Source organism: Roseomonas aerilata DSM 19363 (assembly GCF_000711725.1).
Classification (GTDB): Bacteria; Pseudomonadota; Alphaproteobacteria; order Acetobacterales; family Acetobacteraceae; genus Roseomonas; species Roseomonas aerilata.
Genome location: NZ_JONP01000077.1, coordinates 1 through 12382, shown reverse-complemented (window position 1 = coordinate 12382; position 12382 = coordinate 1). Strand labels below are relative to the sequence as shown.

The window sequence follows — 12382 nt, the reverse complement described above, 5'->3', positions numbered from 1 at the left end:
GAGCATGACGTGCTCGCCTATATGGCGTTCCCGGCGCCGCACCGGACTAAACTGCACTCGACGAACCCGCTGGAGCGCCTCAACAAGGAGGTGAAACGCCGCGCCGACGTGGTCGGCATCTTTCCCTCTGAGGCGTCCATCATCCGCCTCATCGGCGCTGTGCTGCTCGAGGCCAACGACGAGTGGCAACTGCAGCACCGCTACATGGGCGTCGAAGCCATGGGCGAGATGCTCAACCCAGCGCTCACCAACGAAACCCTGCAACTTCCACCCAAGGCCGCCTGAGCCGTGGCCACCTCAAGCCCAGACGCAATTTCCACCACATTGACGGACGCTACCAACGCCGGCGGCGTCGTTGAGCACCAGGCTGCGGATGCGATGCGTCCAGAGCGCTTCGTTCTCCCCGGCGGGCGCCACCTCGACCACCACCTCGTCGAAGGCCTCGCCAGCCATCACCCGCTCCATCGGGTAAGTCCCCTCGGGAAGGCTATGGCGGTTGCGGTAGCGCAACTCGAAGCGGCTGCGGTACTCGGACACCGTGGCGCCGAGCCCGGTTACCTCGTGCACGCCATGCATCCGAAGTGCGGCTCCGTTCGCCCAGGCGATGGTCTGGTCGGGATTGATCAGTATGACGCCGTCCTGCAGGGCCGCCAGGATCAGTCGGAGTTGCTGCTGGTCGGCCTGGTCCTGCGACGGGAGGTCGGGCATTTCATGCTCCAGATCCAAGGATCAGCGCACAGAGTGACGCTCGAGCTCTGCGTTAAGGGCTGCACCGATCAGCACGGCGGCACTCGACAGCCAAGCCCAGACCATCAACGCGACCACGGCACCCAACGATCCATAAAGCCGGTCGTAGCCGCCGGACCGAGAAACATAGAAGGAGAAGGCCGCAGAGCTGAGCAGCCAGGCGACGGCGGCGAAAGCACCACCCCAGCTGACCCACTGCCACTGCGGGCACTTGCGGTCTGGTCCGTGCCGATAGGTAAGGGCAAGGCCAAAGGCGACTGCGGCCAGAAGCACAGGCCAGCGGCCAAGCTGGAGCACCATCGCCTCAACGCCTCCAGCCCCCGCCTGATCAACAAGCCTCGCTGGCACAATGATGGCGCCGAGTACAAGGACGATGAAAGTTGCAGCACCGACGGCATAAAGCAGCGCCGCACCATGGAGGCGAAGCAGACTCCGACCTTCCTGCTCGCCATAGGTGACGTTCAGTGCTCCGAAGAGCTGGGCCGCGGTCGCTATGGCACCCCAGAGCGCCGTGCCGATCAGTGCGGCCCCCGTACCAAGCCCAAAGCCACCGCGCTGAAGGTCTGCAAGGCGACCGAGGAGCTCACCAGTCACCTCGGCGGCGCCGGCCGGCAGTATGCCAGAGGCGGTGTCTCGCAGCGCTTGTGTGGCTGCTACGGGGTCAATGAAGGTGCCACAGAGCCAGATCAGGGCCGCCAGCATTGGGAAGACCGTCAGCAGGGCGTAGAACGCCACAGCCGCCGCCTCACCTAGAAGTCTCTTGTCGAAGACCTGAAAGGCCGTTTGACGCAGGACGCTCCACCAACCCTGTGCCAATACATCTGAGGGAGCAGCGACCTCGCGCTCCTCGGCTGGACAGGCACCCGCAAAGCCGTCTGGCCTGGAGGATTCTTGGTGGGAGTTGGGAGGCATGTCCTCTTCAACGCGCAAGCGGCTGACTGGGACTGCTGCGGCCGCCGAACTGGGATATTTGACAGCATTACTCGGAATGCCTTTCAGAGGCTGGGCCCGCGGCAGTGAACCCTCACCTCTCCCACGCATCACCTCCACAAGTCGTTAATGGAAGGTGAGGAGCAGAATGGCGGAACGACGGGTGCCGCGGTGGGCCTTCTGGGTCGGGATCCCGCTCGTTCTGACTGGCCTGCTAATCGCCTTCTGGTCCTGGGACTGGTTCATCCCCCTCGCCGAGCGCCGTGCCTCTGCCGCACTGGGGCGGCCGGTGAAGATTGAGCACCTGCATGTCCGCCTCGGTCGGGTGACTGAAGTCGCAGCGGAAGATTTGCGGACGTAGCTTGCAGGGCGGCGCCGAGCCATGCCCCGGGCAAATCCGCAATTACCCTGCGCGGCCGCCCAGGGCTGCAGGTGGTCGGACGAGAACGCAGCATCGAACCCTGCCGCCTCGGGTTGTTGGGCCAAGCCCAGAAGGGCGCGTGGCGAGAACTGCTCATGCGAAATATGATAGCTGAAGAGGGTCATTCTATTCCCTTGTACGTAAGTCGCAGCGCTGGATGGTTATGGTGACCTCGCTTTCTAGGCCGCACGTGGCATGGCGACGTTGCTGTAAGAGGCTTTGCGTCCTCGAATCGCCCGGAGCGCCTCATTGCTTTCAGCGCGCTGAAGGCGACATCCGGTAGGGCCATGCTGTTGTCTTTCCCTCTAACCTGGTGGACGTTACGACGCCTCGCCGGCATGATGTCGGCAACCTCTCAATTTGGATCCTTTGCAGATCAGCACGTACTCAAGAAGGTGTCCAAAGGATGAATGTTTCTGCGAGCTTACTGAGGCTCGCACTTACTGCCCCTGAAAGCCCAGGGATGGAACGCGCACCATCCGCCAGATCCCGCAGTTGCTCACGTATAAGTTGTTCCTCGACCCGCCCATCGAGCAGGGGCTCAACTCCACGCAGCATGGTGAAGCTCATGCCAGCGTTCACACCCGGTTTGGATGAACTCGCAGGCAAGCGTGCCAACTGATCGGATGCACCCGCCAAAGTATGCATAAGCGCGATGGCTGCTGAGATCAGCGTTCTCTGCTCACGAGCTGGCTCCGATCCTGTCCGGCCAAAGCTCTGCACAAGCAGGCGGAGCAGCAAGCCGTAGACCGAGCAGGTGAAATCCAGGAGGGCCGCAGCCTCTGGATGGTCGATAAAGACCCTATCCTCGGGGCTCGGCGGAAGCCGGAGCACAGGATTGTCCGCTACGGGCCACGCGGGTGCAAAGGAGGGGTTCTTGCCGGCGAGTTCCTCGAGGTCATCGCGAATAGCCAAGAAGCTTCGGTAATGCGACTCTTCCTGCTCTTCCGGCGAACCTTCACCTTGTTCGATGATCAGGTCGATTGCGGTGCAAGCCGATTCCAGAGAAGCGATTGCAGTCACGCCTTGGAAATCGACCACACCGGGCCCAACCTGGCGTCCGACACCGCCGAGAAATAGCTCGGCCTCTCCGACGCGGCCTGCGAGAGAGATGAGGTTTGCTCGGATAGCCTCGTAGAGGTGCCCAATCGTGGTGTAGTCCTGCGCACTCGGCATGAGGCCACGGACCGCTTGCCCACGGTCGTAGCTCTCCCGACCGAAGGCACGATCATCGTCGCCTGGCGCTCCTTGCGGACGTTCAAGGAAGATAAAGTGCTCCAGCGTCTCACGTGAGAAGCCGGTGAGGCGGACAACGACCCCGGAGGGAAAGTACCCAGGCGCAACGGGAAAGTTAGGTCTGGCGAAGTGGGGCCGTCCGCCAACCGCGACAGTCAGGTTGGCTACCATAAGAAGATGACCCATCTCCTCCACGGCCACGTTCATGATGGTTTTACGCCAGCGATTTACAGCGGAGGCCTCAGTTGTGGAAAGCCCTTCCTCCTCACCGCGCCTGAGGCTGAAGGCAGCGTAGAGATAGCTGCACATTAGGGTGTGCTCAATCTCCGATGCCTCGGCGAGCAGATGAAGGAGTTGCTCCCTGTTTCCTGTAACGACTGCTGGCTCCTCGCCAGGAGATACCTTGCTGTTCATTTGTGCCCGACTTTCAGCTCACCAGTCCCAAATAGCCTGTATCCACAAAAAGTGGCCCGACGAAGGTTTGCACGAACATCCTGATGAATGGCAGGCAACCGCTGACGCGGTACCTTGATCGTCATTTCGCCTCGCGCGTCGGGAGTTCGCGCGGGTGACCCTCCTCGTCGATGGCGACATACGTGAAAACGCCCTCGGTTACCTTTTCTGCAGCCTTACCGCCACGTTCGCGAGCCCAGGTTTCAATCTTTACCGCAACCGAAGTCGTCCCCATGTCCTGCAGCGTACAGTAGCAACTGACCTCGTCGCCTACCGCCACAGGCCGCAGAAAGCGCATGGCATCGATGCTGACAGTCGCCACGCGTCCTTCCGCGTGTTCGGCCGCAAGGGTACCGCCGGCCAAGTCCATCTGCGACAACGTCCAGCCGCCGAAGATGCTGCCTCCGGCGTTCGTGTCACGTGGCATGGCGATCGTCCGCAACTGTGCGCCGCCGGCGATCTCGGGGGGCTTGTCGGTCACTGCTCGGCTCCTTTTGTGAAGAACAGCTGGTCGATGCAGCCGTTTAATCTTCGGTCTACCCTCGCTGTCGCGTGGCGGAGGCTGCAGACAAACAGAGGAACGCATCCGCTGCTATCGGGTTATCAAGTTGGACGTCTTACTGAGGAACTCGACCGGCGTCTTAAAGCGAAGGAGAATTGAGGCCGAATTGTTGCGAAGGACCTAACGGCGCCCCGTCGCGCTTCCTTCTGTCGCGACTGCGCTGCCCGGGCGGCTTGGACAGGACCTTCAGTATGGGCACTGTGCGGAGCGGCGCGTGCTCCTCGGCCTCCGACAGCGCGACCTCCGGACCTGAGGAGGAACGCTTGGCACACTCACTCGCTACAGCCGAGTTCGATCCCATTTGCCTTTACGCGGAGTTTGGTCCGCCTTCTGAAGCTTCGTCGTGCATGGGCTGGAGCAACTCCGCTCCGTTGTTCCACACACTGTTCACGTCCGTGCTCACCGGCCACGTCCGGAGCACGGTGTCCGCCGCGGGGCGAAGCAGCGCCTTAGGGTCGCCCTCCTGCTCGCCCAACCAAACTGCCCAGTCGGCCGCCTCCAGCACCAACGGCATGCGATCGTGGATCGGCGCCATGGTGGCGTTCGCGTCGGTGGTGACAATGGCGAAGCTTCTGGTGATGTCGCCATTCGCCGGGTCGGTCCAACTCTCCCATAAGCCGCCGAAGGCAAGCGGAGCACCGTCGGCACGTGCGATGGCAAAAGGCTGCTTCAACTTGCCGTCGCGCTTCCACTCGTAGAACGCTTCGGCCGGCACAATGCACCGGCGGGCCGCGAAGGCGCCGCGGAAGCTCGGGAGTTTTGCGACCGTCTCAGCCCGGGCATTGTTGAGCATGCGGGCGTGGGCTGGATCACGCTCGAAATGCGGAATCAGCCCCCAGCGCAGGAGGTCGAGGTGACGCTCTCCGCTCTTGGGATTGTGCCGTACCACCGGCGCGGACTGGCTGGGAGGCAAATTCCAGGTAGGCGCGAAGTTCGGTACAGCATTGCGGGTGCCGAAAGCTCTCGCGAGGTCGGTTGGTGCTATGGACTGGGCAAATCGACCGCACATACAGTCAAGGGTAAGGAAATCTGGGCGATCGCGCCATACTGGGCAGCAGGGCAACCACTGAAGAGGGCAGGTATTCTCCGCCTCTCAAGGTTTGTAAGTTCATTCCCATAGCGGCTGATTCCAACCCAGTCCCAGCCCGCATCATTCCCGTTCAAGTGCCCGCCTGATCTGCTGCTCCTCAAGGTCCAGCTCCTCGCCGAGGGCTCGGTGGGCCTCGGCATCCATCGTCTCGGCCCGTTCGGCTAGCTTCTCGCGCGCTGCAGCGATGGCCACGAGGCGCAAGCGTTGCTGCGCCTCCAGCTGGGCGCTCTTGGTTTCGGGATCCTGCCCCTCGATGCTCGCCCGGTCGGCGCGAACCTCGTACTCCTGCACCAACTCGCTTGCCGCCTCGGTGTGTTCGGTAGCCTCGGGACTGTCCAGGTGCTCCCTGACGGCTCCCAGCGCCGCCGTCGTGATCTCGGCTCGCGTCTGAGCCGTTTCCGGCTCGGGGAGTGCGGTCACCTCCTCGGTGACGCCAAGCCGCCCGACCACCCATCCCAGTGTCGTCCCTTGGATCACCAGGGTGACGAAGATCGCGCAGAAGGCCAGGAACAGGATCACGTCGCGGCCTGGAAAAGGCTCTGGGAGTGCAAGAGCCGCCGCCAGGCTGACCACGCCGCGCATCCCCGTCCAGGAAACGACGGCTGCGTGCCGCCACGGCGTCGGATCCCGTTCCTGCAGCTCCCGGGACAGAGCACGCGGCACCCAGGCGGAGGCGAAGACCCAGACGAAGCGGCTAACGATGAGGGTCACCGACATGGCTACCGCCAGCAGAGCGATCGGCCGGAGGTCGTCATCGGCGAGACGCGCGACGATGCCGCGGAGTTGCAGCCCGATGAGAATGAAAACGAGGCTGGTGAGGGTGAACTCCAGGAAGTTCCAGACGGCGACCAGCTCAATCCTGGTGCGCGCGGTGAACTCGGCATGTTGCTGCCGTCCGAGCACGAGGCCGCATGCTACGGCCGCGAGCACGCCGGAGGCATGGATTGCCTCGGCCGCGAGGTAGGCGGCGAAGCCCGCGAGAATGGTGATCGTGAGGTCGAGCAGGGTGTCTTCCAGGTGGGTGAAGATCCACATCGCGATCCGCCCGACGAGCCAGCCCACAAGCGCGCCGCCGATCGCCACGCCGAAGAACTGCAGGGCACCCTCGCCGTAGCTGACCGTGCCGACGCCGACCGCCACGACCGCGAACTTGTACAGGACGAGCGACGAAGCGTCGTTGATCAGGCTCTCACCCTCCAGCACCGTGACGATCCGCTTGGGCAGTTTGAAGCGGCTCAGAACGGAGGCGGCGGCAACGGCGTCCGGCGGCGCCACGATGGCGCCGAGGGTGATTGCGGCCCACCAGGGCAGGGATGGGATGAAGATCTTGGCCGCGATCGCCACCAGCCCGGCGGTGAAGAACACCCCACCGATCGCCAAGAGCAGGATTGGACGGAGATGGCTGCGGAACGCGGGCCAGTCCGTCCGGTAGGCACTGACTTGTAGGAGGGGCGGCAGGAAAAGGGCGAGTACGAGCTCGGGGTCGAGTACGAGTGGCGGCAGCCCTGGGACAAAAGCCAGTCCCATTCCGCCGAGAACGAGGGTAACGGCAACAGGAAGGTTCAGCCGCTTCGCGAGAACCGCGAGGGCCACACAGGCCCCGAGAAGGACCAGGAGAAGCTCAAAGACGTGCATGGCGTCTGTGCTCGGCAGGGCTGGCCCAAGCCGCCTTTCATCATGTGAGTGGAAATTCGGGCCGCCTCGAAGGCCGACCGGGTCGACCCTGGATCAGGCAGAGGCGCTTACGGCGCTGGCGCCGCAGCCGTCTCGAGCGGGCTGGAGAGTTGTATGCCCTTCTGGTGGCCACTCACGTCGGCACACGTTACCTTTCCCGAGCACCGCGTCCCTCCTAATCTGGCATGCTGCCAGCGCCCAGCGGCGAAGCATCGTACTCTGCCAGCAGATGCGCAGGGCCGCGGTAGACCGCGATGCAGCCGGCTTCGCGCAAAGCCTGTTCCGGGAAGCCACCGCAGAGCATGCCGATGGTGCGGATGCCTGCCTTGCCCGCGGCCTCGGCGTCATAGGGCGTATCGCCGATGACGACGGTTTCATCTGGGCTCACGCCGGGCAGTTGCGCCAGGGCGGCCTCGAAAATGTCTGGGAAGGGCTTCGAACGCTCGGCATCGCTGGAGGAGGTTTCGGCGTCCAACTGGCCGCCGTCGATGCCGATAATGCGTTTGAGTGCGGCGAGCTCCTCATCCTCGGCAGAGGAAGCGAGGGCGCTGCGCAGACCGGCCTTGCCGACGCGCCTCAGCAGCTCGGCTGCCTTTGGGAAGGCGCGGACCCGGGGAAGGTAGCCCTCACGGAAGATGTCGCCACGGCGCTTCTCGAGTGCCTTGCCCTTCTCCTCCAGCTCTTCGGGCGAGAGGAAGACGGGCATGAGCTGGTCACCACCCTTGCCGATCTGGGCCCGCATCTCGTCGAAGGGGATATCGTGGCCGATCTCTTTGAAGGCATCCACCCAGGCCTGGGCGTGCAGATCTACAGAGTCGACCAGAGTGCCATCAACGTCGAAGAGCGCGGCTTTGATCATCATATTCAAGTTCCCTGCCGGTCCCATCGCGGTCCGCCTGGCAAAACAACGCCGCCCTGGCGTCAAGAGCGGCAGCCGACGGAAAGCTCCCATTCCTTTTCTCGCCCCCTTCAGCAGAATTGTAAGTGTCCTCAAACTGAACCCGACCAGCCGCAATAGACCGTTTACGTTGAAAAAGTCTGAGACCCCATCGAACGAGCACGAAAGTTGCCAGGTTCTTCACGGCTTCGGTGCGATGGTTTCCTCAAGTGGGTGCTTTGAGATATGTCGTTGCGCCAGATCGCACGATCAGCAGCAGTCACCGACTTTTTCAACAGTATCGACCCTTTGCAGACCATCAAAGCGTGCGCTAAGCGCCTGTCCGTTACGTGGGTGGCGAGATGGCGGAGGCAGCAGGCTTCTACTTCGAGATGGTTGGTGCTGCTTTATGCGAGCTATCTCCCGTCGTCCTGCTGCATGGCAGCGGTGGCTCCGAGATCTCGTTGGTCGATTTCGCGCGCAGCATCGCACCCGACCGTGCCGCTTTCGCTTTGCGCGGACGCGTTCCGTGGGAGGGTGGGCATGCCTTCTTCCGGCGAAATTCGGACCGCACCATCGACCGGGAGGACCTCGCAGTTCGGACGAAAGAGTTCTGCGCCTTCCTCAGCCACTTGTGAGCCAAGGGCTATCGTAAGCCCCTACTGGTCGGCTACTCCAACGGTGCGATTATGGCAGCCGCTGCTGCTCTCCAGGCTCCCGAAATATCGTCCGGTGCCATCCTTATTCGCCCTCTCTTGCCGTGTGCAGAAGACAGTTTTCCGCCGCTGCGCGGCTATCCCGTTCTACTGTTGGGAGGTGCGGCCGATGAACGGCGAGATCCAACCGACACTCCGCATCTGGCGGAGCAGTTCGAACGATCAGGAGCTCTCGTCACAGCATACCTGCTGCCGACAGGTCACCGCCTGGAGGAGACCGGCTTAGACGACAGGCTGGCGCGGGCATGGATAGCGGACAGAACTTCATCATAGGTCCGCTTGGATGTTCGGCGCAGCAGCGCCTCAAGCTCGGCAGAGACGTTGATGTAGGAGGACAAGTACGTCAGCTGCGGAAGCATGCGGTGGACTTGCATGCCATCCGGCAAACCTTTCGATGCTTCGTTCATGAGCGAGGTGGCCGGGGTCCGCTGGGATTGCTGCCGGTGTAGGCGCTCCCCTCGGTTCATGGCTCGACGTTGAGGTGTCGCGATACCTTGGGTGGGCCATCGCCTCGGTGTAGCGCGGCGGCACGGGCAAGAGCCCATTGGTCGCCCTCATCCAGCCGGGTCGAGTGACGAAGATGCTCGGTCCAGGATTCCACGGCCCAGAGTTCTGTCCATCGGTCAGGTTCAGCGATGTCCTCATAGAGCCTCCAACCCGCAGCCCCAGCGCGCAAACGGACCTCGCGCACCTCTCTCATGGCGGCAATAAAGGCGGCGCGGTCCGCCGGGTCAATCCGATAGTGAACGGCCTCCAGCACCCTGCCTGAACCGTCGTGCAGCAGATCCTTGAGCTCTGAGGAGGGAGCACCTGACCGTGGCAGCGGCACGGACTTCAGCGCCCTGGCCCACTTTCCCTTGCCCTGTGTGAAAGCTGCGAGCCGCCAGGGCCGCACGGCGAAGGCGGTGATGGCGCCGATCCCAGCGCAAAGGCCGAGGGCGACCGGGACACCCTCTCTGGTGCCGACCCAACCCCAAAGGACGGAGCCAAGAGCAAGCGCACCGAAGAAGGAGAGGTGGTAAATGCCGAGGGCCCGAGCCCGAGCCCAGGCTGGCGCCGTCATCTGAGCTGCTGCCCCCAGCGTGCTGCCTGCGGTGAGCCAGGCAGCGCCGAAGAGCAACAGCGCCAGAACCGCCGGCGCCCAATGCTGGACTGCGCCGAGCAGAGCCATGGCCGCGTAGGCGAGCAGCGACGCATAGAACACCAGCTTGCCTTGGGAGAAGCGCTCTCTGAGCGCGGGCAGCGCGACCCCGGCGGCCACGGCACCAACGCCGGCAACACCCAGCATGGCCCCGAACGCGGCCGGCCCGAGCCCAAGTCCCTCACGAACCACCAGCGGCAGAAGCGCCCAGGCTGCTGAAGCGAAGAAGAAGAAGGCGCAGGCGCGCAGGATGGCCGCGCGCATGCCCGGCGCCGCAGCGACGAAACGCAGTCCGGCCCTCACGGCGGAAGGAAGCCGCTCGGGCGGCAACTCGGCTGGGGGCAACGCCGGCCTGCGCCAGGTCACCAGCGCCACCAGAAGCACGATGAAACCCAATGCATTCAGGGAGAATGTAGCGGCGGGGCCCACTGCCGCCATGACGAAGCCGCCAAGCGCCGGGCCAAGCGCGCGGGCCAGGTTGAAGCCGACGCCGTTCAGAGCGACCGCCTGCACGAGGTCCCCGGGCGGCACCAACTCGGGGGTGGCCGCGGCCCAGGCTGGGTAGATCACGGCGGTGCCCGCGCCGATGGCAAAGGTCAGGGCCAGCAAGCCCCAAGCGCCGAGTAGGCCGAGTGCGGCCAGCACGGCGAGCACCAGCCCGGCCGCCGCAATCCAAAGCTGAGCCCCGATCAGGGTGAGCCTGCGGTCCAGGATGTCGGCCAGGGCACCACCGGGGAGGGCAAAAAGGAAGACCGGGAGCATCGAGGCAGCCTGGACCAGGCTGACCATCACCGGGGAGGGCGCCAGCGAAGTCATCAGCCATCCGGCACCGGTGTTCTGCACCCACAGCCCGGTGTTGCTCGCGAGGTTGGCAACCCAGAGCGCGCGGAAGGCTGGGTGGCGGAGAGGAGCGAAAGCGGCTGCGGGGCTCGACGGCATAGGTCTGCCTGGGCGGGAGGTCGGCCGAAGTGCGGGGGACCCGCTCGTCCAGCCGCAGCTAACATACGCGCCCTAACGCGGACGGTTCACAGCTGGGCCAAAGGACTTGGGCAGCACCTCCAGCGCCGGCTTGTATCACAGCACTAGAACAGGCCAACGCCTAGCCACCATGGGCTCGTTGAATGCCATGGGGTGGATGAAGGCGATGCCGTATGTCTCGCACCCTTCCTGCACCGCAAACACGTCATCGTCGATCATGACGGTGATACCTGCCTTGCGGCACGCACGACCTTTCCAGGTGTTCCAGTTGCGCTCGGCCCGCGTTTCAAAGCCGTCCCAACCCCTCTCGCGCTTGGTCATGACACGACTCCGTCGGTAGTGAGCCCAGGCCGAGATGTTGAGCACTCCGGCAAAGTCAGCCCGTCGCGGAGCGTGGGTGTAGTAGTCACCCCGCAGCAGCGAGAACACTTCCTCTTCAAGCCCATGAGCCCGAAAGGTCACGATCCAGTGCCGTTTTTCAGGGAAACGTCGGATGTAGTCGTGCATCAGAGGCGAGTTCGGATGTCCCATCAGGGTGCCGTCGAAGTCCCATCCAATGCTGTGGTGGGGCGCCAGCAGTTGGTCGATCTGGGCGACACGACCGCCTAGGACAGGCAGCCTCACGGTTCGTCATTCATCATTCAGAGGCTTCTGCACGCGCAGCGGTGAGGCGTCCTTATCCTTCTTTAGGCCTTCTCCCCTCCTGGTCGCGCTTGGAGCGCGGGATCAGCACCGTCATGCCCTCACCCGATCAGGTGAGGAAAGTCCCTCTTTGCTGTCGATCCTGTAGCCCCACCCACCAAAGTCCCCAGTCTTCTTGCTCAATCCGGCTGGTCCACGGGCGATCCGTGCCGCCGATCTAACCCGCCTGACTGTGTGAAGAGGCCCCCATCCGTGGCAACCGCCCCCTCCCCGCCCCTTGGGCACAAAAATGAGCCTTACGATGTGCAGGGGTCACGGGGCCCTTCATCGGGACCGTGTTGCGCAGATCAGGACGCTAGACGTATGAGCGCCAAGACCCCGACATTCAGACGATGCGGACGTATTTCGGGCGACCCAGGTCCAACATGCGGTTCAGCACCTTGGCGGTAATGGCCCCTTCGGTCGCTTGGCGTCCGTCCGTTTGCGAGCGCAGGCCGTCACCGATGACGCGCTTCCAGCGCGACACATCCGACTCGACCAGGGCATGCCAGTTGTAGCCAGACGCTCGGTAGGTCTCGTCGACCCGCCAAGAGCCGTTACTCGGCCGCAGATGTGGCCGGATCCGCTTCTCGATTTACGGCACGTAGGTCTGGGTCCAACGGAAAATGGTGGTGTGCGCGATCTCTACCCCACGGTCGGCCAGCATCAGCTCGAGATCGCGATAGCTGACCGGGAAAATGAGGTACCAGCGGACTGCCCAGAGGATCACCTCGGCGGTGAACTGTCGCCCCTTGAAGCATTGATCCAGTCTCACCGAGGCCACTCTCCGCCGTCTCGCCATACTGCGGCTTGTACCCAGTCAGTGGGACGCCGCAAGGCCGCAACAGAACCGACCTTGATCATCCTGGCCCGCGT

The 12382-nt window shown here is 63.6% G+C and carries 14 protein-coding genes and 1 pseudogene; 3 read left to right on the top strand and 12 right to left on the bottom strand.

Going from position 1 to position 12382, the window contains the following annotated elements; genetic code table 11:
- Positions 1-285, top strand: a 285-nt coding sequence (locus tag BO39_RS27860) for an IS256 family transposase (RefSeq protein ID WP_043839924.1), incomplete at its 5' end; no start/stop codon positions are given.
- A gap of 12 nt (positions 286-297) precedes the next feature.
- Here BO39_RS27860 and BO39_RS27855 read toward each other — a convergent pair.
- Both BO39_RS27855 and BO39_RS27850 read right to left on the bottom strand, forming a co-directional pair.
- Positions 298-708: a PAS domain-containing protein gene (locus tag BO39_RS27855; RefSeq protein ID WP_043839922.1), complete on the bottom strand. Its 411-nt coding sequence runs from the start codon at positions 706-708 to the stop codon at positions 298-300.
- Positions 709-729: 21 nt separating this feature from the next.
- The gene (locus tag BO39_RS27850) at positions 730-1659 is read right to left on the bottom strand and encodes a YihY/virulence factor BrkB family protein (protein ID WP_281175641.1); all 930 of its coding nucleotides are present in this window, start codon (positions 1657-1659) and stop codon (positions 730-732) included.
- A 166-nt stretch (positions 1660-1825) separates the two neighbouring features.
- On the opposite strand from BO39_RS27850, the gene BO39_RS27845 reads away from it, so the two are divergent.
- Positions 1826-2038, top strand: coding sequence for a hypothetical protein (locus tag BO39_RS27845; RefSeq protein WP_043839920.1), 213 nt, complete (start codon positions 1826-1828; stop codon positions 2036-2038).
- Positions 2039-2485: 447 nt separating this feature from the next.
- Here the strand turns inward: BO39_RS27845 and BO39_RS32060 are convergent, their stop codons facing one another.
- The 5 genes from BO39_RS32060 to BO39_RS27820 all read right to left on the bottom strand — a co-directional run bounded on the left by BO39_RS32060 (position 2486) and on the right by BO39_RS27820 (position 7975).
- Positions 2486-3748, bottom strand: coding sequence for a ferritin-like domain-containing protein (locus tag BO39_RS32060; protein ID WP_084698629.1), 1263 nt, complete (start codon positions 3746-3748; stop codon positions 2486-2488).
- A gap of 121 nt (positions 3749-3869) precedes the next feature.
- A complete protein-coding gene (locus tag BO39_RS27835; RefSeq protein WP_052402962.1) occupies positions 3870-4214 on the bottom strand; it encodes an acyl-CoA thioesterase in 345 nt (114 codons plus the stop codon).
- Between the two features lie 442 nt (positions 4215-4656).
- Positions 4657-5358, bottom strand: coding sequence for an SOS response-associated peptidase (locus BO39_RS27830; protein ID WP_043839916.1), 702 nt, complete (start codon positions 5356-5358; stop codon positions 4657-4659).
- A gap of 141 nt (positions 5359-5499) precedes the next feature.
- Positions 5500-7074 (bottom strand): Na+/H+ antiporter, encoded by a 1575-nt coding sequence (locus BO39_RS27825; RefSeq protein WP_043839914.1) that lies wholly within the window; start codon positions 7072-7074, stop codon positions 5500-5502.
- Positions 7075-7288: 214 nt separating this feature from the next.
- Positions 7289-7975: an HAD family hydrolase gene (locus tag BO39_RS27820; protein WP_211257598.1), complete on the bottom strand. Its 687-nt coding sequence runs from the start codon at positions 7973-7975 to the stop codon at positions 7289-7291.
- A gap of 377 nt (positions 7976-8352) precedes the next feature.
- Between BO39_RS27820 and BO39_RS34100 the strand changes: the two genes are divergently transcribed.
- A complete protein-coding gene (locus BO39_RS34100) occupies positions 8353-8628 on the top strand; it encodes an alpha/beta hydrolase (RefSeq protein WP_211257597.1) in 276 nt (91 codons plus the stop codon).
- 278 nt (positions 8629-8906) lie between these two features.
- Here BO39_RS34100 and BO39_RS33830 read toward each other — a convergent pair whose 3' ends face one another.
- From BO39_RS33830 to BO39_RS27800, 5 genes and pseudogenes are all read right to left on the bottom strand, one after another.
- Positions 8907-9113, bottom strand: coding sequence for a hypothetical protein (locus tag BO39_RS33830; protein ID WP_169742880.1), 207 nt, complete (start codon positions 9111-9113; stop codon positions 8907-8909).
- A 56-nt stretch (positions 9114-9169) separates the two neighbouring features.
- Positions 9170-10786: an MFS transporter gene (locus tag BO39_RS27810; RefSeq protein WP_043839912.1), complete on the bottom strand. Its 1617-nt coding sequence runs from the start codon at positions 10784-10786 to the stop codon at positions 9170-9172.
- Positions 10787-10921: 135 nt separating this feature from the next.
- On the bottom strand, positions 10922-11449 hold the full coding sequence (locus BO39_RS27805; protein WP_043839910.1) for a hypothetical protein: 528 nt from the start codon (positions 11447-11449) through the stop codon (positions 10922-10924).
- 403 nt (positions 11450-11852) lie between these two features.
- Positions 11853-11993, bottom strand: a complete 141-nt coding sequence (locus BO39_RS33825; RefSeq protein WP_169742879.1) for a hypothetical protein — start codon at positions 11991-11993, stop codon at positions 11853-11855.
- A gap of 42 nt (positions 11994-12035) precedes the next feature.
- A pseudogene (locus BO39_RS27800) lies at positions 12036-12308 on the bottom strand (IS6-like element ISPsa2 family transposase); the annotation flags it as partial.
- Positions 12309-12382 lie beyond the last annotated feature (74 nt).